Raw genomic sequence first — 21553 nt, 5'->3', positions numbered from 1 at the left:
CATGATAGGGCTGTGGATTTTCATATTTCTATTTATTACAATTCACATGAAAATCGTTAATAAACATTGATGTTAAAGGGATTTATATGAAATTTGGCATTTATAAAAGGAACATGATACCGCTAGGAGTGATTCATCTTTTCAGATAGAAAGGGACATGATACCGCTATAAATTTTCATGTTTTATAATCCCCTGAAATTTGAGAAGATGTGGTATAAATGTATGGTATATAAGGGATTTAAGAGGATTTATGAAACACGAAAGGGACATGATACCGCTATAAATTTTCTTGTTTCATACCTTGAATATAGAAGAAACCCTTTTGTATCAAGGATAGAAAAGATTATGAAAAAATATATAGTTTAATTTCATGAAACATTTTAGGCTGGATTTTTTTCATGTTTTAATCAAAAGGGACATGATACCGCTATAAATTTTCACTTTGTATGCAAAATTTAATGAGTTTTACCATATATACAGCGAAACTGTTAAAACATGAATAACCTAGCTTTTTCATGTTTAGTCAAAAGGGACATGATATCGCAAAAGAATTTCATGTTTCAGCTAATCCCTTGAAAAATATTGGTTTTCATATAACGTCTTACCTTTTCCAAATGGATACAGTCTTGTATAATCAGTAAAAGAGGTGGTTATAAGCATACGTGCTAGATTATCACTAAGGGATGGTTGGATAGAACTTACTGTATTCTTTTTTATTTTCATGAATAGGAACATCATAAGGCTATATAGATTTAAGTTTAAATCATTCTCAATTGTAAATTAAATAAGGAGAAGGATGTATATGGATAATGTTCTACAATTGTTTAAAGATGCATTAGTAATATCAGCACCTATCTATAAACATAATGAACAATTGTGGTATAAATGGAATGCTTATTACTTAGAAGTTAAAGAAGATACTAGTAGGATCGTAACTTCGGACTATTTTTCCCCATCATTTTCAATGCTTGTACAGTGGCTTGAACAGCAACAAAAAAAGGGAATCTCCTCTTTGGAAATATTCACCAACATAGAAGCTTACCAAATTGAAATTGATGTGGCGATAGGATTATTTGTGGAGCAAGAGTTTTCAAGAGCTAACAATGAAACCTTGCAGCAACCAAAGGAATCTAATACAGGTTTAGAGCATGAGAATTATTATGAAGTAAATAATTCTGCGGTTTATTATAAATTAAGAGATGGTATAGCAAAGAATCAATTTGAAGAAGATGAAAATACAAAGTTGAAATCTTATCCAATTGAAACGAAAGATAGTAGTGGAGTTGCACAACTTTCTTCACATAAGGATGAAGATTTAAGATTAATAAATATTGAAGAAGCTGCTCGTTGGAATACATTGGTTGATGGTGTAATGAGTAATATGGATGATTTAACTGCTGACTGTCTAGATGCAATTACTATCCAATGGTTAAATGAGGCAAAGTCCCCTGATGAATTCATAGACTTTTCATATAATCAGGTATTAGAAATGTGTAGCATACCTAAAGCAAAGGCTAATAACACAGAATATTATCGAGCAGAAGATAAAATAAAGGTTGCCAAACGTATTGCTGCCTTAGCAAGTATTTTTATCTATTTAAATGATGATAATGAGGTAGTTGTATTAAATGATCGAGCTGAAGCAGGTAAACATTATGAAGTAAAGCGAGAAGTTATAAAGAGGCTTTTTGTATTAGATTCTGTGGTACTCTGGAGAGATACTAACACTAACGAATATATGGGGATAGAATCTTGCAGGATTAAGCCAGGGAGCTTCTTATCAAGTTATTTATATGGTTCTAGTAGTACTACGGCACTATTATCAAAAAAAGCGTTAGAATATAATAGTTATAGACATAAATATCATAAGAGATTGATTCGTTATTTAACTTGGCAATGGAGAATTCGTCAAATGTTCTCTAGTTTAAAAAGGCCTTACTCTATAGGAGGAGATAAGGGATTACTGGCTGTCATGGGTATAAATCAAAATCAAAAGCCAAATCGTATTCGTGAACAGTTAGAAAATGTTCTTATTGATTTAGAGAAGGAAAAGGTAATATCACATTGGGAGTACAGTGAAGATTTAAAAGAGGAAATGTTAACAAAGAAGAATTGGTTTAAGAACTATTATGCTCAGTTAGGTATAATAATTTTACCGCCGAAAGAATTAATGAATTCAATAGAAAAAATAGCGAAGAAAAAAACAGTAGAGATCATACAAGAAGAGTCTCCAGTGAAAATAGAAAATAACACTTTAGATGTGGATGATTATGAAAATTCAATTAGAGAAAAAATATCATTCTTCCATATGAATAAAAATATTACAATGCGAGAACTTTCAAAAGAAATAGGTATATCACAACCTACCCTTTCTAGGTTTTATAATAAGAAAACAAAACGCCTTTCAGGCACGGCTAAAGATAAATTAAATCAGTGGTATAAAAGACAAATTATTATTGATAAGATGTAGAAAAACTTAAATCCATGATAAAAAAGAGTCCCTAAAATAGGGACTCTTTTTTATCATGGATTTATAACGTTAGTTACCAAATAAATTGGCTGTATCCAGGTCTTCATATTCATCTTTAAGTACCGCTTTTTCAGCTGTGGATTCATTTTCTATATGTGTATCTTTAGAAGTAGAATTTTTTTCATTAGATGAGATTATTCTATTTGAATCGGCTACCTCTTCTTCATTTGCTTGGCTTTCTTTTTGAATAGTAAGGTTTGAATTATTTAAAAGTATACGCTTAACATCATTTAAAAAGTCTTTATCTTGAAGTAAAATTTCTTTTTGCATTTGTTGCTGTATCTTATAATCAGCCACGTCTTGTAATCCGTGTTTATCAATAAAATAGCAAACAAGTTTATACAAAGAATCGGCTATATTGCTTTGTGACTCGAACCATTTAAAGAATTCTTCATTCTCAATCTTCTTGAGGTTCCAGAAGAAGGATTCTCTTTTTTTGTCGGACATACTATTTCACCTTTTTTCGAGAAAGAATTTTCTTGATAATTTGCATCCCCTTAGCATTCATATCTACAGCGTATTTCTCTGGAATCCACAATAAGTACATTCCAACTCGCTCACAATACTCTAATAATTGATTATATAATTCATCTTTAAAAGTAATACTTCCCCCACCATACACACATAAAACTTCAGCTTCACTGGCTGTATTGTTTACATATTTTTCATCTGTATCTTCTAGGATTAGTTCAGCTTGTTCCACTTTTGTAATATTAAAGTGGGTTGTTGCCTCTTCATGGTATTTATGATCTATATCTTGAAGAATCTGAGAGAATTGTTGGCGTTTAATGTTTGTGCCACGTTCTTGATTTAATAATTTTACAGCTTCTTCTGTAGCATGGCCGACACCGCGTCTTTCACCGCTACAAGCATCAATTACTGGATTTACGCCAACTGTGTAGATATACTCAGTTGTTCCATCCCCAATATCAGAATGTAGAATTTTTTTGTTTTTAAAGAAAGAGCCGTCAATTTTTTTGATTTCAAGTTTTTTTGCATATAGTTTAGTGAAATCAGTAAACATCTCCTCTTCCCCTTCAAGAATTGCAAATAACGGAGGAACACCCTCTTGTGTAATGTTTGCACTATTAAATGTTAAGCTAACCGTTACCTGCTCTTCTCCTACATAAACCACTACAACATGATTTGAATTAGTAAAACGTTGTTCTAAATGTTTAGCGTTTACAGGTGTCCATTGGCTTGCTGGGATAGCTGAAATAAGGTCAACAGTCACATTGATTGATTGTGGCAGTTGTTCTGTTCGTTCCCATTCAAGTTGAACTGATTTGTTTGCGATTAATCCTAGCATATTAATTAGTGGTAAATCATCATTGTATTTTTGACCGACTTTAATGTTCATGTTTTTAGGGTTTTTCCCTGTTAACATCGCACGATTTCCAATGAAATACATCCCGGATCTTCGAATTGATTTACTAGCAATATTCACGAACATATTATCTACTAAATTAATTACGTTTTTTTGGATGTTTGTCTCTGTAACATTAGGCATTGAGTAAACATTTTGATATACATTTTTCATTTTTATGTATTCACCATTGATGTAACCTTTAAATGAATCGTTTCCAATATCACCTTCTATGTCTATATGAAGAGTTTTGCCTTTTAAACTTGCCATTATACATCACCTCTATGAAATTTATTTCTAATTTATATCTAATAAATATATTATAACCTATAAAACCTTTAACAACAAGGGTTTTATAAGGTTTATGAATGTAAAATATAATTAAAATATAAAATAGATATAAAATAAATATGAAATAGATAATAAATCAAGGTGAGTTGGGTTATTTCAGGACATTTCTGACCCTTTATTTTTATAGATATATATTAGATATCTTTTAAAAATCAATAAAATATAAAAGGCGTTATTGGTTGGAGGAATACGTTTGTCGAAGATGCCTTTTAAAATATCATGTTGTTTCTATGGTTTATGGATAGACTATTGATGATATATTTTGGGGATCCAAGGGATATCTAGTGGAATGAGGTATACATTTCAATCAGGACAAAGAAAATTAGAATGCAAATAAGATTAATTACAAATATGACTTATACATACTTGAATAGTTAAAATGGTTAGCCGAATAAACGTTATAAAGGTGTTATTTCAGTGTTTGATATTATGTGAACGCTAGGCGTTATTAATGCGTTAAACCCCTCTATATCAATGATTTTAATATTTTTTATAAACCAATAGCTGATAAAAGAAATGAGGTTGGAAGATTAGATGTTTTTTGGTGTAGTAACGCATTGAAAGACGGTTTTAAACTGAGATCTTTATTATAGTAAGTTTGTTTTTGGCTATTTTGATGATAACTATAACTAAAAGACTAAAAAGTAGTATGCAAATTACCCCTCTATATATCAAGTTACAATATGTATTTTTGTTGTATATGTTCTATTTGTATCTGCAGCACTCCTTTAAAAGAATAGAGAATCTATGAAATTTGATTTGAATATAAAAATTGAACAGAATTAATTACAGATTCATATTTATTCGCTAAACAAACGTTATTATGGTGTTTATCTGGCGAACTTAACAGATGAACACTAGGCGTTTTTAAAGCGTTAAACATTGTAATAGCAACATTTAAAGGTGGTTTTAAAGGGAAAATGATTTACGTAATGATAAAACCTATAAATTTATTTTTCGAGCTCAATAATAAAAAAAGTAGTTTGTATAGGCTGTAAAGAATTTCAATTGAAGTATTTCTATATAAAAAATCACATAGATATCAAAGTAGTCTCTACATACATACTTAGATCATAGTGGCAATATAAAGCTATGTTGAAAAGGTGTTTTTTTAGGAGATCCATTGGTAACATACTTTAAAAAATAAAACTTCTTTCTGAAGGAACTAATATAATATGATTTAGGATTGGTTATATATCTAGGCTGCTGATTGGTTGGTATACTTTTACTGTTTATAGTAGGAATGTAGTAATTGATTCTCCGTGAACGCTATGCGTTCACGGAGAATCGCAGGAATGCTGGCTTAAAGTTTAAAAGTAAGATATTTAAATAGATAATGAATAACCTTTATTGCTCTTGTTTTATTTTTGAAATTAACTCTAAATTTTTATGGTAAGACATCAAATTTTTTAACCAAAATTATATATTTAAGTTTCTTAAGTTACATTGAATACAATAGTTTTATTATATGAACGTTTTAGAAGTGTTATTTAGGCGTTGTTATTTTGTAATGGGGTCTACTTGAATCAATTTTTAGTTGCATATTTACATATTAATTAATTGGATGTTTTTGATGGATAGAGCAGAAGCTTTGGTAAAGAGATAATATGAGTGTAATTTAAAAGAATCTTCTTTTTTATATAAGGAGATTCAAGATAGAAATCTTAGTCCGGAGAGAAGTACGATGGATATAAGCATATGTTTTTTGAAATGAATTACTCTAGTCCAAACAAAATAAAATTCTACAAAAGAAACAAACGAACGGAAATATGGTTATAATAGGTGATCAAACAAAAATATCTATAATCTATAGTGGAACGCTGTTTGCAAAGCCTATGAATTAGTACGACTGTTAGATGATACATAAAAGAATTAATGAAAATTGGTACTTCTGTTGAGAATGATGTGGGATTAGGAATTAAAGAAGTCTTTTTATTTATAAAAAAGCTAAATTTGTTCCAACAGTAGAAACTAGCTAATAAAAACAAAACGTATTCTTTTCAGAAGAACGAATGATACTTTGAACTGGCATATGTAGTCTAAAGAAGGCAATAATTTTTTGATGTATCTTAGATATAATTTCAATAACGTTGGAGTCGAAGGCAAAATGTAATGAGGAGAAAGTTATAGTTGTATTTAATCGCATGCTTTAGGCACTTATTTTAGAGGTTTTACGAATGAATTGTTCATTATTATGGCATATTCCATAATAGATATATTAATCAAGGATTAACTAAAAAAAATAAATCAATTCATTTCTAGCTTTACAATATAATTATAAAAAAATAGAAAAATTTTATAATGGGATTTATGATTGTAACGAAAGTTACTATCACACACTGAGGGTTTCATGAACGTTATAAAAACGGTCATGAAACCCTCAGAAAATATTTTTAACACTACTAACAATTTTTTGTATAGGATGTATTTAATATGAGAATACTATTTATGTGAAACTGTGACCTCTTAACAATATTGCGATCTATTTAATATATGAGATTACTGTTTTATCCTGTTTTTCATAATTTCGTCAAGCATGGGACGATAGTTTACAATTGCAATGAGTTTTCTGCAACCAACATCCTATCTTAAGAATTCATAAAAAGCAATATCTACAATTATATGATAACAAGCCAAGCATTTTGGCTTACGTCAATTGGCATACACCTACCACGTTCACATTTTTGAGGAAATAGTTCTTTGTCAGAGATTGATAAAATTTATGCAATAATTTTGAGAATGCTACTTTTAAGCAACTATGCTTTTAAATGATGTTACCAAATCGAAGACGTTATAAATTTAAATTATTGATCCTAACTATAATCTATAAAGGTTAAGTGAATATTTTAAGGCATCGGGATTCTTGGAGAATCTAAACGTTATCAAAGTGTTATTTTAGTGTTTATTTTCACGTGAACGCTATCCGTTATTTTACCGACTAATCCCTTAACTACAACGTTAGGAGTTATTTAAAGAGCGTTATAACTAACAGATGTATGAATAAATAAAATAAGTATTCATATGATGTTTTGTTCCATTTCAATGATAAAAATAAAATATATCTATATACAAATTAGTATTATATATTGTTTAATTATTATAATATAATATATTGTTTTTATAACTAGTACTAAATGTTATAAAAACAATTTCAATTAAATGAAGTAAAAATATATCGTATTAAATTCTTTAAACAGGGATCAACTTGCAAGAAGCAAAGCATAATCTTCTAAGGGCGTATTTCAAGAAATCTCCTAATTTTAGCCGTGTTATAGATGTTCATGAGAGTTTCATTCTTATAACACACATTATGATAAAGGTATTAACACAAGTTTAAATCATAAGAACGAAGTATTTTATTTATAAAGTATATGAATTACGAGAATAGCCACCTAACAAATAAGAAATGGAGTGTCTTTTTATTTAGTAATCTTGCGCCTCCAAACATCCTTACAGGCTGTTTGAGGCGCAAGATGTTTAATACTGTAGGAATAAAAAATGAACGCTTACGAAACGTTAATTTAACGGTTTGCGAAACGTGAACGCTATGCGTTCACAAGGAATTCGGTACATTAATATTATACGTTTAGATATATTTATATCTAAACGTATAATGTGGCTTTAGGATAGATATGTCTTATTTAACAGTGTTGATAACGCGTATAAATTAGTAATAATGAATGCTGCGATGGTATGGTGCTTTTTTATTATTACAAATCTTAAGATTTATCCTAAGTTAATGTTAAGCTTAATATAACAAATACAATCTGATAAATTTATTAAAGTAGGCTGGAGATATATGAAGTATCTTTGGAATCCATAAGGCAGGACAAAGAGATAAGTAGTTGTGATTATGCTAAAATCTTTTTTAACTTAAGTTTTATTGAGTGTTTTTATGTGAACACTACCCGTTTTTTTGGCGTTTACCTCTTTAATATCAATATCCTGAGTTGTTTAAAGGATACAATTTATGCTAAAGCAATATATAAAATCTGATAGGGTGTATCAATTTATAGTCCATAATAAAGTTGTATGTTTCTATGTTGTACTAATTAATGAACGTTATAATAACGACCCTGACTATGCTATATATGTCATAAAGTATTTTAAGCAAGTGGTATGAAATAAGGTAGTTGATGTTAGTAGACTATGTTCGAAGTATGATTACGGAAATATAGACATTAATTGGCGTGTTCTTCCTGTGGTACATATCTTATTAGCAAAGTTTTAAATTATAAGAGCGATAAGAATCGTCTAAAAGGCCTAGGAGCTATGTGATAGCGGCCTAACAAATTAAAGAATGGAAAATTTTCTGTGTTTAGTGTTTTGAATTTGAAACGATCTGTAAGGATATTAGATGGCAAGTATTGTAATACAATAAAAAAACGATATGAGCGCTTACAAAACGTTAATTTAACGTTTTGTAAATAATGAACGCATAGCGTTCATTAGAGATTTAGTGCATAAATATAGTAGTTTTCCTTTAAGGACGACATAATGTAACTTTAGAAGTAAAGATATGGCCTTTAATAATAGCGTTTATAACGCATAGGATTTAATAATAATGAATGCTGTGATTGATGGCATTTATATGAAAAAATTTAGTCTGGCAAAATGAATTAAAGGAGACTAGAAAAAGCATGGAGTTTCCTATACAGGTTTATTATGTGGTTAAGAAATTAGAGGATTTGTCAATCTTCCCTGAAAATTGACAAAGTAAACACTTAGCTAATTTTAGGAAATAGGATTAACATGTTTTTATTAGCGATATAGAGAGTTTTTGGAATCCATAAGAAAGGTCCAATAAGATATGTTAAGAAAAATATATTGGACAACTGAGTACTTAGTATCCTTGAGGTAATGGATACCTAAGTACAGAAGCCAAACGGTTTCTAATTCAGTAGGCTATCCCGATAGTTCTTACGTTTAGCTTCATTTCTAAGATTGAGCGCTGTGTTACGATCTCTATCATGACGTGTGCCACAATAAGGATAATCCTACTCACGAATGTTTAGATTTTTAGCATCTATGTTTTTATAGTTGCAATTGGAACATAATTGACTAGAAGCAAATGTTTTAGATATTACAACTAATTGTTCACTACACCACTTTACTTTATATTTCAACATTGTTTGAAATTGTGACCAAGACATGTCACTAATCGCTTTTACAAGCTTTCTATTTTTGAGCATACCACTGAATTATAAGTATTCTTTACCAATGACATGATGCTTTTTGATGATTTTAGTAGAAAGTTTATGTAATTAATCAACCCTTATAATAGCATCATGTATCACAGGCTATTTATTCTAGTTAGGATTAGTAACACATGTTGTAAAAAACTACATATTCGTGTTGTAAAGATGAGCAAAAAAAAACGGTAGCTACCGCTTTTTTTTTTGCTCAATTAGATATATTTGATAAAAAACGTATATCTGATTTAATTTAAATTAAATAAACGTTGAATGAACGTTTTTTTGGTGTTATCTTGCTGTTCTTGGCGATCTTCATTTAATAGTTCAATTGCTTTATCCAGTTTTTCTTGTAATAACTGAATCTGTAGATCTTTGTCTTCTTTTTCTGAGCGTTCCTGTAATAACAATTTAATGATATCTTGGTTTTGTTGTACAATTTTGTCTTGTTGCTCAAGCATGTGAGAAAATTTTTCTTGAATCATCAAAATATCAGTTTCTGAACGTTTTCTGAGCGTTACTTGAACTTCATTTTCCTCATGAACGCTATCCGTTTTCCGAGCGTTCTCTTCAGTATTTTCCATGCTTTCCATGCTTCTTGTTGCAGCTTCTTCTAGTTTCCAGTTTTGATTTAAGTATTCTTTCATTTGCTTTAAGATATCTATATCATTCTCATAGTAAATTCGTTGATTACGCTCATTTCTTTCAAATATATATTCCATTTTTTCTAGTTCAATTGACCATCTGCGAAGTGTATTGGTGTTTATATCTAGTTGTTTTGCTACTTCTTGTGCAAAATATCCATATTCCAAACTTCACACCTCCATTATTTGTATGTTAGATATTGATTCGTTCTTGAAAAGATCTTTCCTTTAAGAGTAGAAATTTTTATAGGCAGCCATCTAATCATTTGTACTCATATCAGTTTGTTTGTATACATACTTATATATTAAGTCAGTCTATACATCTAGCGTTAATGTTTTTTCAATAATGAACGCTATTCGTTCTAATAGCGTTCATTGTTGGAAATGAACAAGTATTTATACAACATTAATGTACATAGGAAACTATTTTAAAACTAACTATTAATATTAGAAGTTTGTTGCTGATATAAGAATTTTACTAGATATTTGCAATAGAATCAAAGCTTTCATTAATAGAATTAGCAATTAAGTACGGTTTTTATAGTACATATGCCTAAAAAGCAAATAAAAAGCTTTTTTTATGTGAACGCTATGCGTTAAAGTAGCGTTTTATTGTTGTATAGAATCTTGCATAGGTGTTGTTTGAATTTTTAAAAGATGCTGATATTATTTGTTGGGTTTTGAATCTCGAACAGGGTTATTTTTACAAGTAAAAGTAATGAGGATATTGGGAGATGAAATATATTAATTAAATATTAAATAATTATAGCTAAAAAAATTTAATTTGAAGTTTTATTTGTATTAGTATGGACCAGATTTCTGAATAATATACATCATAAATTTGATATGAAATGTAGATGTGTATAGGAAGATGAAAAGGGGGGCAATAGATCTATCTAGACGTTTATTAATTTTACTAGTAATTAGGGTGAAGGATTTCAAGAGTCGTTAAGAGTAATAAAACAGATGTTAGAACAAAATGTAGATTGTACAATAGTTGAAGAAGGGGACGAAGACGCTTGTATAATGAAATCAGTTGTTAAGACAGTGCGTGAAATAAGCTATTATACCTTTTAAAGAGTGAAATCAATGAGTACGAAGATTTTAAAGAACATAGATAATTTAGAAAAAATCAATTCAATATTATTGATCAATTTTGATGAATAACAAAAGACCACTGTATTGACATAACTGATAGAATCATATTTTAATCGATTGTTTAAAATATAAATTATGCCAAATTATATAAAAAATTAGGGAATCTTTTAGAAAATATGCTAAGCCTCCCTAAAAAGTTACAAATAGATGCAGAGTACTATATTTAATAAATCTTGTTTTAGAAATTAAAATAAATAAAAACATTAGAATTAATATTTGGGCCATAATAGTTATTGTATCAAGGTATTGGAGATTTTTGCTTAGTAAATTTCTAAGTAAATAGTTTAGTAAATAATAATTGAATATACTAGATTCATAAGGTTTAAATTTTATAGTTGAATTAAAAAGAAAAAATTATAGTACATAGAAAATATATATGATTTATGAATTATTTTATTGAAGACCAATAAGGTTATAAAGAACTATAGGAAGACATTACAAATAGCCTTGCTGTATATGTTTTTTTTCAGCAAGGCTATTTGTAATTGGATTTTTTTGATTTTAATCGTGTTCTTCTAAAAAATTATAGAATACAAATGTATGACTATTAGTTGTATCTAAGAGTGAGCTTGTATTTTGTGCATTACGCTTTCTACGTTCTTGCTTCTGTTTAGACTTTTGATTAAACATTTTTATGAAATGTGCAGGATTACTGTTTTCAGCTTTATTAAACTGGAACCATTGCACACATTCTTCAAAATCCCATCTTGTGTAGCGATCAATATCTGGTGGCAATCTTAAAGCAATTGTATACGCATCATTTTCAGATAGGTATGTTAGCTCTTGACTCAAAATGTAGTAATACGCTCTTTTCTGATCTTCACTCAAATAATCATTTAAGTCTTGTAATCTATTATTTTTCCCTTGTTTCTCATGATTGACAGCAGGTTTTGATTGCTCTTCAATGCCGAAAAAATCTAAGGAAGTTGAAGGTTTAAAATTGTTTTTTTGCATAAATTCAAGATCTGTTACATCAGACTTTTTACTAATTTTGTTCTTTAAAAATCTAGTAAAAGTAGCACAAACATCAATTGCTACAGCCCATTTTATCTTGAAATATTCAACAATTTTTAAATAGTTATTATGTATTGTTAAGATGTAAACAGAGGGAGCAATCTTTCCATGCCGTCTTACCTTTATTTGTTGGCATACTCCTAAATCTTGCAGCCAATTAAAAACGTAATTAATAATAGGTTTTGAAATTCCAGATTTTTTGCTGATGTGTTCTTGTCTAACTTGACTATATCCTTCTTGTACTAAATAAGATAAAACAGTCTCTAAAGCTTCGTATTTCCTTTTGGTAAGATAATCTTTTGTGGTAGCACCTTCACACTCTAGGACAATACTATTGATATAAGAAATTATTTTCTTGATTTCTTGATTGATAGCTCCAGGAGTTTTAGATAAGTGATGAATGTGGGGACTTAGTTCCGCTTTTGCTCGACTTAACAAAAAGTTTCGTGAAATCACAAAAAAACCTCCTATTTCTCCCACTAAACACATACAGAAAAAACATGGAAAAATAGAGGTTCTTATTCACATTAAATTCACCTTATGTTATAATTATCGTCATAAGTGAACATTAAAAATGTTAAATAAGACCCTTGCTATTCTAGGAGTTTTAAATTGGTTCATGTCGCCAAACTAGAGACCAATTTAAAACTGAGTATAGTGGGGTTTTTTTTCTGTCTACTATTAAAAAAAACATTTTTTCTTCAAAATACAATCTTTCTTTTTATCTTATATTGTTATTAAAATAATATCAATCCCCTCAAGTAGCTTTTGTTATCCCATCTGTAAAAAACACGTGAATTTATTCACTCTAAAAGCATATCTGAATTTAAAAGTTTGTATTTTCTTATTAAATTTTTAATTTTCCGATAAATAAATATAAAATTTTTATAATGGGCACTTTACACATAACTATAAGACCTTCGTGTTAAAATATTTCTAATTATACAATTTATGAGAAAAATATTAAGTTATATAATATAATGACAAGTTTTGATTACCCGATTATAAAAATTAATTATTAACCTCCAAGAATATATCGAAATACTAAACTATAGATTAAAATGTCTTTTTAATAATTTATATTGGGTGATGTGTCTTGTGCTTGGAAGGGGGCTTTACATTGAAGAATTTAATGGGGAAATTGTCAAAAATTAAAACTGAAAAGAAAATAAGTAGTAGACAACTAGCAAAGGAAATTGGAACAAGTAAAACAACAATTGATAACGGACTTCAATGTAAAACAGAAGAGTTTAAATTTGAGATTTTCATAAAGTTAGTTCAAGCCATTTGTGATAGTTCGGAGGAGCAAGGAAAAATCATTCATGAATATATTCTTCTTTGTAAAACACCATTAAATGTGCAAAAAGCATTATGCTATTGCCAAGCAATGGGAGAATATAAATTAATAGCAGATATTATAGAAAAACATTCAGATACAAAAGGATTAAAGAAGTACTTAGCGGTTTATAAAATACAGAACAAAAGGAATCAAAACATAGCAAGAGGTCAGCAACTATTGGATGAGATGTATGTTAAAGATTTCTCTTCAGATACGGTGTGCCAAGCAGCCTTAAACATTTTATATATGGAAGCTATGTATGATAAGCAAAATTATAATGCTGTTATCCCTTATGCTGATCGCACAGATGTTATTTTAAAAGAAGTAAAACAGGAGTACGTTAAGCAATGCTTGGAAATGAAATATAAAGAGCGTTTGGCTTATATATACTTAATGAGAAATGACTTAGAAAGATGTCGCAATATATGCTATGAAATTCTAGATTCTGAATTAGATATTTCTATTATTAAAGCTACAGCTTGGTGTTGTTTAGGAGAAAGTTTCACATTTGAATGCCCATCTACAGCTGAGAAGTATATTAAGAAAGCTATTTTTCTTTGTGAAAGTATTCAAGTTCCACAAAAAACACAAAAATATGTAGCGTTTCATACTACACTAGCGCATTTATATATAGAAAATGGTGTTAATTTGGATAAGATAAGATTTGATCTTATTCATTTATCTGAGAAGGCTTTTTTTGAATGTATGCATGGTGATAGGGAAACAGGAATTAAGCTATATGAAGAACTGAGAAAAGATGGCAAAAAATTTACGGCTTTTCAACAGTATTCGTTTTCGAAAATAAATAATGATATAATAGGATTAAAAGAATCCTTAGAATCTTTCGAATTGACAGGTAATATTTTTTATTCGCAATACGTCAAGAAAGAGCTATTAAAAGAAGAGGTGAAGTCAAGTGAATAAATTTTTAGCGGTTACGTTATATACCGTAATGCTATTGACATCGTTTTTTCAATTAGAAACACCAGATTCACAACATGCAAAAGTGCAAGATACAAATAAATATGTTATGCAAAGAATGGTCGACCCCGGCGGTGGTTAAGCCGTTTAAGCAAGAAAGACGCTACTAAAAGGTAGCGTCTTTCGTACTTTATAATGGTGGTTCATTATTTAAAAGCGTAAAAATTTCGTGCCACTAACACATGAAAATATAAAAAATTCACGTAAATACGGGAGGGTTACAAAATGAATCTTAATCAAGAATGGTTTAATGAAATGATTGACCAGGACAATCAAATTTTAGAAACTTATCGTGAATTATTACTGTTAATTGGAAACTTCCAAGAAGAATAATGGATTTCAGCTATCTTTTAGTTTATTTTTAGTCTCAATTCTATGCGTTAAATATTTTGCATACTCAATCAATTCATTTTCTAATAGTGGTTTATCTTTATCAGGAACATTTTTATAACTTTCGTACAAATCTTGGGCTAAACGTTCTACAATTATTTTTCGATCTTCTGTTGTAAGAGCTTCACTATCACCAATTTTATGATTTAGGAGTCGATCAGTACTTACATTAAAATAAATGGAAATCTTTTGGAGCGTTTCAAAACTTGGCTCTTTCCTGTTATTTTCCCAGTTGGAAATAGTACTACTAGCGACTCCTAAAACATCACCAAGTTCCTTCATATTTAATCCTTTAAGTGTTCTTAGAATTCTAACATTTTCCCCGAAATAATTCTGTATCATATATTTCACTCCAATCGATATATTCACCTTTGGGATAAAAAAGTTTCCCGAAAGGATTGACATTCTACTTTAAGGAGAATAGAATGTGATTAAGGGGGTGAGAAATTGACTGTTATACGCAATATTAGAGAATCAAAAGGGTTAACAATTCAAGAGCTGTCGGAGGCTTCTGAAATACCCGTGAAAACTCTGTATCACATTGAAACTGGTACAAAAGGAGTTATTGAAAATAGGGCGAAACTTCTTGCCGATATTTTCAATGAACCAATTGAAAAACTTTTTTTTGCTACGTACTATCGAGCAAGATTAGAATGAAACAAATTTTATTTACTCGTTAAACAATAATTATACATCTATATTGTAAATGAACAATACAGAAAAGGGATAACTTAATTAGTATTTTTCAAGTTAATAAGACTGAAAATTTTGTTTTTAGTGATCTTTGAAAACTGCATATCATATGAGGGAGCTGTTAGTCATGTTGAAACGTTCGTATCAAATGCTACTCATTACAATGAGTACGCTTCTTGTAGCAATAAACTTCCTATTTCCGTTTACTAAGGTAAGTGCTGAAGTAATTCAGCGTGAGCAATATAAATTGGATTGGAGTTATAGCCATCAATATGGGAAAGATATTCGAACGGAACTCCTCAAAAATTCTAATGGGCAAATTGCGTACTGTCTTACATATGGACTACGTTCACCGAATGGTGAGGATCTTCCAGAAGTAGGGCGAACAGATAATGTGGTATATAGAGTTTTGATGAATGGATACCCACAGAAATCTCCACAAGAATTAGGTGTTTCAAATTGGAAGGAAGCTCATTATGCAACGCAATTAGCGGTTTGGAATGCATTAGGACAATTATCTATTTCGGAGCTTGAGCATCGTAATGCTAATGTTGAAAAAGCAGCTAAGGGAATTATTTATGCGGCCAATCATAGTAACGCAACACAAGAAACTTACATGAATGTAATTCCAACTGATAATCAAGAAGCAAAACTTTATGGTGAGTACTTTGAAACGAGTTTGTACCAAGTAGAAAGTAACGCTAAAAATGGTGTATTCGCTGTAAACCTTACAAATGAACCGAATGGTACAAAAATTGTTTCCGAGAATGGAGAAATGAAAAAACAATTCCAATTAGGAGAGAAATTCCGTATTTTGGTTCCGAAATCCTCCAATACAGGTAACCTTTCCTTAAATATTAATTCTAATTTAGTCAATTTACATGCAGTTGCTTACAAAGGAACTGATAAAATTCAAGATGCTACCGTTCTATTAGAGCGTAATGAAGAAAAAGTAAGTGCAAATTTAAATATGAATTGGAAGTCAGTAGGTCAATTAGAAGTTATTAAAGTAGGAGAACAAAAAGAGGTATTACAAGATGCTGTATTTGATGTGTTTAATAGTATGAATGAAAAGGTTGGTACTATTACTACAAATGAACAAGGAATTGCTAGCCTTTCTAGTTTAGAAATCGGAACTTATACTCTTAAAGAGGTAAAATCACCTACTGGTTATGTAATGAATGAACAGCTACAACAGATTGAAGTTAAAACAGGTGAGATTGCAAGAGTTACAGTACAAAATAATAAAGTAATAGGGAATATCGAGATTAAGAAATTAAGTGACAGCGGAAAAACTCTTTCAAAAGTAGAGTTTACAGTGTTCACAGCAGAGGGAAAAGAAATCACAAAAACAACTACAAACGAGCAAGGGATTGCACAAGTGAAGAATCTTCCGTATGGAAAGTATTATTTTGTTGAGACAAAAGGGGTAGAAGGATACCTTCTTAATCAAACAAAATATCCATTCGAGATTAAAGAGCAAGGAAAAACGCTAACATTCACAGTCGAAAATAAAGAAGTAAAAGGAAACGTGCAACTTCTAAAAGTAGATGGAGAGAATCCAGATAAAAAATTAGAAGGTGCAGTGTTCGTTCTTCAAGATAGTAAAGGGAAGAAAATAAGTGAACACAAAAGTGATAAAAACGGTTTGATTGAAGTGAAAGACTTACCATTTGGAGCATACTCATTTGTTGAGAAGCAAGCACCAACTGGCTATGTTTTAACGAAAGAATCTATTCCTTTTAGTATTTCGGAACAAGAAAAGACAATCATGCTAACAGCGAAAAATAAGCACATCACAGGAGAATTAGAGATTAGCAAGGTAGATATTGCAGATGGCAACAATAAGCTTCCGAACGCTGAATTTACTATCTTTAACGAGCAAGGAAAAGAAGTTGCAAAAGGAAAAACGGATGAAAACGGCATTGCAAAATTCAAGATTCCATATGGAAAGTACACGTATAAAGAAACATTCGCACCAGACGGCTATTTACTGAATGAAGAAATATTCTCTTTTGAAATTAAAGAGGATGGTCAAATTATTAAGCACACGGTGAAGGATCAGAAGAAACCGACATCACCTACACCAGAGACACCAAAACCAGAACAGCCAGAACAACCACAAATACCACAAAAGCCAGAGCAACCAGAAGCACCACAACCGCAGGTACCGGAACAACCAAAAGTAACCGAAAAACCTGTCATTCCACAACTAGAGAAACCACAACAAGAACAAACGCCAAAGAAAATTGAAACGTATCTTCCGACAACAGGCGGTAAAGCCGAAAATCCATACATAAAATGGATTGGTCTTGCATGTGTCGTACTTGGCTTAATAGGAGCCCTATTTGCAGTAAGAAACCGTAAGAAAGCTCAATCTTAATATGAAAGAATATGAAGCTCATTTTAGCGAAATTGATGAAAATCCGTTAGGCTTCGCTATTGGATGTCGAAATGCATGTATATTCGTAATTCCCATTTGGACAGTTGTTCTTTGGATAGGGAGCAAGATATAAGAAACCGAGAGGGAGATGGAATGAAATGTCAGAAATCTACGTCGGTAAAATGAAAAATTTAGGGAAACCTGGGGAAGGCGTTGTGCGGCGCAAGAGTGCTTGGTTGTCTGAAGAATTGATGCAAGCAATTTCAATCGCTCAAACTGTAATTAAACCATTAAAACAACATGATTATTGGATAGAGTCCGCTACGAAATTATTAGCAGGAAGTATTTTATATTTGAATCAACGGCATAAAAACTTATACTACCTAGATGTGAAGAAAGTTATTCAGTTCATGGAAAAAATCTATGAGAGCGAAGCGAACTTGGTAGAAGTAGTGGATTCGCTCGAGAATGAGCATCCAGCTTATCATATCTTCCATGAGCTAGGTCTTTATTCAAAAGAAACAAGGGATACGTTAACTATCACTTTGCTATACATTCTTGAAAAACATCAACGTGAAAAGCAAGGGGAACAAAAAGAGTATTTTTGGTTTCAGTAGTAGTCAGAAGAGGGAAATGAAATAGAAAGGAGTGCAATACATGTTAGGCGTAGCTAAGAAGTATACAAAGGTGATTAGAGCGTTGAAAGAACTGAATGAAGGAGAAAAGGTTGCAGGTATCATAAAAGCTCGTTTTGGAGCTTACAAATCGGTCATAGAAGATGTGCAGGAAACAACCAATGATTTTATTTTTATTTTTGATCCAAAAGGCATCTTTTATGAAGATACACATCATGAAAAACGAGAACAAGGGTATCGCATCATCAAACATGATTTATTAACTGGTTATGAAACGCTACAAATGGATCTAAAACAAAAATCCGTTGTGTACATCAGTGTAGAAACGGAAATAAGTACGTATCAAGAGAGAGGAGAAGCATTATCTAAATTTCTTCAGTATCTAACAGAATGCAAGAATATAAGACCAATTCACCTGGTATTTCATCAATATGATTTGTACCCGATCCCTCATATGGAGCAGTTTTTGAAAGAAAGCGCAACATACCACATTAAGCATTCAATCGTAGTTGAATCTCAATCCGCATTACAACACATATACGGAAAAGAGGCAGCACAACGCATCATAACCTCGTATAACACAACAATCCTAGCATGATATGAAGCACTCGTTCACTATTTCATCCTATATAGATGGCTAGAAAACTAGACAAGGGAGAAGCGTTTTTCTCCCTTCTTTATCAAAAATAGGAGGCGTTCATATGGGAAAAGAAAAAAGACTCACGTTTTATGATATTGCCGCATCACAAGCTCATAGTGTTAAAACTTTTGATGGAAAAACATACGAACTGAAAGGTACCATCGCAATTGAAAATAGCACAGGAAGCATCGAAAAGGTAGCTCAAATTTATTATCAAGTGCGCTCGGTTAGAGATGAACATCAAAACTTAATTGCTAAACGAAAAAATAAACATGCGGAATTAGTAGCTGTAAAACAAAAATGTAAATAAAAAAAGCGATTTTGAAGTGTGCTGAGAACATAGCACAAAGCATAAAGTAAGTTGCTCTTTGACAATTTAGATATATATTGTGTACCTCTTCCTTTCAGTAATGATGTAGAAAGGTGAAATATACAATATATATGCGTGCCTCCCCTCAAAAGGTCACTAGGGGGGTTAGGTATACGATTATCGTTGGGTGAGTAAGATCGTAAAACTCATCTGTGACCACTGGGAAATGCATTGTATCAAAGACCTGTTTGTGTCAGTACTCGTGAGGAATATCCCATTTTGACATTCTGAAGAAGCGAGGAACATCACAACAGTAGATACATAAGGTTCTACGTTCACGCCAAAATACGTAGTGCGGTATTGGGCATATAGAAACTAGGTCGGGATTAGTCTCTATACGCATGCCAATACAGGGTTCGTCATTCCAGCCATAAATGATATTTCCATTTTCTATCCCACTTTCCTTTAAATGTTATAAAATAAAGACAGATGTTGGAGTTTAAAAGTGTCTCATCACACTTCAAAATCGCTTATAAAACTATGACATAGGGAGGAACATGCATGAGTCGAAAAGGGTGGATCATTTCCGCTGTTGTTGGACTGTTAATTGCAATTGGTATTGGTTCAACATTTGTCTTTGGTTCGGGAAAAGGGGAAGTAATGGAACTTAGTCCGTTAGAAATGAAGAAATTTATGAGTGAGGATGGAACAGGTTTTGTTATGCTAAATTCCACTAAGAAGAAAAGAGAGAATTGGCTTCATATTATAAAAAAAGCAGCGCAGCAAGAAAAAGTACAGATACAAGAGTTAGATGAAGAAAGTGAGGAGGTTCCACCTTCAAGTAATCCTTATGATTGGGGATTATCACAAAGAAGAGATGCGCTTGCTTATTATGAAAAAGGAAAATTGAAAAAAGATATTGATTTTTCCACATTTAAAGAATCCGAACTTGAAAAAGAAGTTACCTATTTCATCCGAAATTGCAAAGAACAATATCAGAAGTAATTACATAATCATTGAAAGGTGGTGATATAGTGGCGATTACACAGAGGGAATTAAAAAAAGAAAAAGATATGGTAGCAAACCTACTAAGAGCCAATGGTCAGGATTATAACCATTGGCTTCATTTACATCATCAGAAATACATTGAAGAAAATCAAGATTTAGTAATGAAAGCCTTACAAGCTTATAAAGCAACATCAACAGAAGTAAAAGAAGACAGCAAGGCGAATGAATCAAGTCAGCTTAGTAACGTATAGCATTTAAAAATGAAAAGGGAGTGAATGTATATGTCAATGTTGGAAACATTATCTCAAATGTTAGTGTTAGGTGATGCGATGGATGGTCTAATTAATACAGGTAATTCTTTTATTGCATGGATGCAAAGAGGGGCAATGGTTAGTACAGCGATTGTATTTTGCTGGGGCGCTTATCTATTAATTTGGGGCGGTGAACGAGGAAGACATAAATGTATTTGGTGGTTTCTTGGTGGGGCAGCCGGACTCGTTATTGTAATGGGATGCCAATACTTAGCAGAGAGCGTAAATAGCAATGTAAAATTTGGTCAAATCTTATTCCCATTTCTTTGGATGAAATAGTGAAAAAATATAATTAAGGCAATGAGGAGGCTATGCAAAGGGTATGGCTTTTTTTGTTGCCTTTTTTTCATGGAATTTTAGTTTTATTAAGCAATCGGGGTGTTAATTATGAGATTACCAAGTGTATTGGAGAGCGTTTCGGTTATTGGTGATATACAACCGATTATGACAGTACCAACAACAGAAGGGCTGTTAAGAGCTTTGATATTCTTCATCGTTATTTGGGTATTGATTTCTGTTTTTTGTATCTATCATAAGTACGCAACCAATAAAGCAGAAAATAATAATTCAAGAAATCAGTGGAAGTGAATTTAAATTAAACGGAAGA

At 31.1% G+C, this 21553-nt stretch carries 17 protein-coding genes and 1 pseudogene; 12 read left to right on the top strand and 6 right to left on the bottom strand.

Annotated features, from left to right (window positions below):
• The first annotated feature begins 803 nt into the window (after positions 1–803).
• The gene (locus tag ACTFN4_RS26160) at positions 804–2471 is read left to right on the top strand and encodes a helix-turn-helix domain-containing protein (protein ID WP_061660635.1); all 1668 of its coding nucleotides are present in this window, start codon (positions 804–806) and stop codon (positions 2469–2471) included.
• A gap of 69 nt (positions 2472–2540) precedes the next feature.
• Here the strand turns inward: ACTFN4_RS26160 and ACTFN4_RS26155 are convergent, their stop codons facing one another.
• From ACTFN4_RS26155 to ACTFN4_RS26135, 5 genes and pseudogenes are all read right to left on the bottom strand, one after another.
• Positions 2541–2978 (bottom strand): hypothetical protein, encoded by a 438-nt coding sequence (locus ACTFN4_RS26155; RefSeq protein WP_061660634.1) that lies wholly within the window; start codon positions 2976–2978, stop codon positions 2541–2543.
• A gap of 1 nt (position 2979) precedes the next feature.
• Positions 2980–4167, bottom strand: coding sequence for a ParM/StbA family protein (locus ACTFN4_RS26150; protein ID WP_439963003.1), 1188 nt, complete (start codon positions 4165–4167; stop codon positions 2980–2982).
• A 4973-nt stretch (positions 4168–9140) separates the two neighbouring features.
• Positions 9141–9512, bottom strand: a pseudogene (locus tag ACTFN4_RS26145) (RNA-guided endonuclease TnpB family protein); the annotation flags it as partial.
• A 176-nt stretch (positions 9513–9688) separates the two neighbouring features.
• Entirely contained in the window at positions 9689–10252 is a 564-nt protein-coding gene (locus tag ACTFN4_RS26140) for a MerR family transcriptional regulator (RefSeq protein WP_439963002.1), read from the bottom strand.
• Positions 10253–11743: 1491 nt separating this feature from the next.
• Complete coding sequence (locus ACTFN4_RS26135; RefSeq protein WP_439963001.1) at positions 11744–12712, bottom strand: Replicase RepFR55; 969 nt, start codon at positions 12710–12712, stop codon at positions 11744–11746.
• A gap of 676 nt (positions 12713–13388) precedes the next feature.
• On the opposite strand from ACTFN4_RS26135, the gene ACTFN4_RS26130 reads away from it, so the two are divergent.
• Entirely contained in the window at positions 13389–14519 is a 1131-nt protein-coding gene (locus ACTFN4_RS26130; RefSeq protein WP_439963068.1) for an AimR family lysis-lysogeny pheromone receptor, read from the top strand.
• On the top strand, positions 14512–14658 hold the full coding sequence (locus tag ACTFN4_RS26125) for a hypothetical protein (protein ID WP_001031951.1): 147 nt from the start codon (positions 14512–14514) through the stop codon (positions 14656–14658). Before ACTFN4_RS26130 ends, ACTFN4_RS26125 begins: the two co-directional genes overlap by 8 nt.
• Before the next feature lie 257 nt (positions 14659–14915).
• Here ACTFN4_RS26125 and ACTFN4_RS26120 read toward each other — a convergent pair whose 3' ends face one another.
• Complete coding sequence (locus tag ACTFN4_RS26120; protein ID WP_000615757.1) at positions 14916–15308, bottom strand: helix-turn-helix domain-containing protein; 393 nt, start codon at positions 15306–15308, stop codon at positions 14916–14918.
• Between the two features lie 105 nt (positions 15309–15413).
• Here ACTFN4_RS26120 and ACTFN4_RS26115 point away from each other — a divergent pair, with 105 nt between their 5' ends.
• The 9 genes from ACTFN4_RS26115 (at position 15414) to ACTFN4_RS26075 (ending at position 21534) form a co-directional block, all read left to right on the top strand.
• Complete coding sequence (locus ACTFN4_RS26115) at positions 15414–15623, top strand: helix-turn-helix transcriptional regulator (protein ID WP_000216138.1); 210 nt, start codon at positions 15414–15416, stop codon at positions 15621–15623.
• Positions 15624–15786: 163 nt separating this feature from the next.
• Positions 15787–18042: a SpaA isopeptide-forming pilin-related protein gene (locus tag ACTFN4_RS26110; RefSeq protein WP_439963000.1), complete on the top strand. Its 2256-nt coding sequence runs from the start codon at positions 15787–15789 to the stop codon at positions 18040–18042.
• 158 nt (positions 18043–18200) lie between these two features.
• The gene (locus ACTFN4_RS26105) at positions 18201–18659 is read left to right on the top strand and encodes a TRAG family protein (RefSeq protein WP_439962999.1); all 459 of its coding nucleotides are present in this window, start codon (positions 18201–18203) and stop codon (positions 18657–18659) included.
• 40 nt (positions 18660–18699) lie between these two features.
• Positions 18700–19275, top strand: a complete 576-nt coding sequence (locus ACTFN4_RS26100; protein ID WP_098676339.1) for a TraM recognition domain-containing protein — start codon at positions 18700–18702, stop codon at positions 19273–19275.
• Between the two features lie 103 nt (positions 19276–19378).
• Positions 19379–19627: a hypothetical protein gene (locus ACTFN4_RS26095; protein WP_000514061.1), complete on the top strand. Its 249-nt coding sequence runs from the start codon at positions 19379–19381 to the stop codon at positions 19625–19627.
• Between the two features lie 561 nt (positions 19628–20188).
• Complete coding sequence (locus ACTFN4_RS26090) at positions 20189–20632, top strand: hypothetical protein (RefSeq protein ID WP_144573069.1); 444 nt, start codon at positions 20189–20191, stop codon at positions 20630–20632.
• A gap of 29 nt (positions 20633–20661) precedes the next feature.
• A complete protein-coding gene (locus ACTFN4_RS26085) occupies positions 20662–20886 on the top strand; it encodes a hypothetical protein (RefSeq protein ID WP_001018798.1) in 225 nt (74 codons plus the stop codon).
• A gap of 30 nt (positions 20887–20916) precedes the next feature.
• Positions 20917–21225 carry a hypothetical protein gene (locus ACTFN4_RS26080; RefSeq protein WP_000062188.1) on the top strand — a complete coding sequence of 103 codons (309 nt, stop codon included), beginning with the start codon at positions 20917–20919 and terminating at the stop codon, positions 21223–21225.
• Between the two features lie 108 nt (positions 21226–21333).
• Complete coding sequence (locus tag ACTFN4_RS26075) at positions 21334–21534, top strand: hypothetical protein (RefSeq protein ID WP_439962998.1); 201 nt, start codon at positions 21334–21336, stop codon at positions 21532–21534.
• The last annotated feature ends 19 nt before the right edge of the window (positions 21535–21553 follow it).

Source organism: Bacillus cereus group sp. MYBK95-2, assembly GCF_051915225.1.
Taxonomy (GTDB): domain Bacteria; phylum Bacillota; class Bacilli; order Bacillales; family Bacillaceae_G; genus Bacillus_A; species Bacillus_A cereus.
This window is presented reverse-complemented; position numbering and strand designations above follow the sequence as displayed.

Bases quoted from the DNA above. Each gene is read 5' to 3' on its own strand.
- ACTFN4_RS26080 (WP_000062188.1), top strand. From the start codon at position 20,917: ATGTCAATGTTGGAAACATTATCTCAAATGTTAGTGTTAGGTGATGCG.
- ACTFN4_RS26155 (WP_061660634.1), bottom strand. From the start codon at position 2,978: ATGTCCGACAAAAAAAGAGAATCCTTCTTCTGGAACCTCAAGAAGATT.
- ACTFN4_RS26130 (WP_439963068.1), top strand. From the start codon at position 13,389: ATGGGGAAATTGTCAAAAATTAAAACTGAAAAGAAAATAAGTAGTAGA.
- ACTFN4_RS26105 (WP_439962999.1), top strand. From the start codon at position 18,201: ATGTCAGAAATCTACGTCGGTAAAATGAAAAATTTAGGGAAACCTGGG.
- ACTFN4_RS26075 (WP_439962998.1), top strand. From the start codon at position 21,334: ATGAGATTACCAAGTGTATTGGAGAGCGTTTCGGTTATTGGTGATATA.
- ACTFN4_RS26090 (WP_144573069.1), top strand. From the start codon at position 20,189: ATGAGTCGAAAAGGGTGGATCATTTCCGCTGTTGTTGGACTGTTAATT.
- ACTFN4_RS26095 (WP_000514061.1), top strand. From the start codon at position 19,379: ATGGGAAAAGAAAAAAGACTCACGTTTTATGATATTGCCGCATCACAA.
- ACTFN4_RS26120 (WP_000615757.1), bottom strand. From the start codon at position 15,308: ATGATACAGAATTATTTCGGGGAAAATGTTAGAATTCTAAGAACACTT.
- ACTFN4_RS26100 (WP_098676339.1), top strand. From the start codon at position 18,700: ATGTTAGGCGTAGCTAAGAAGTATACAAAGGTGATTAGAGCGTTGAAA.
- ACTFN4_RS26150 (WP_439963003.1), bottom strand. From the start codon at position 4,167: ATGGCAAGTTTAAAAGGCAAAACTCTTCATATAGACATAGAAGGTGAT.
- ACTFN4_RS26160 (WP_061660635.1), top strand. From the start codon at position 804: ATGGATAATGTTCTACAATTGTTTAAAGATGCATTAGTAATATCAGCA.
- ACTFN4_RS26110 (WP_439963000.1), top strand. From the start codon at position 15,787: ATGTTGAAACGTTCGTATCAAATGCTACTCATTACAATGAGTACGCTT.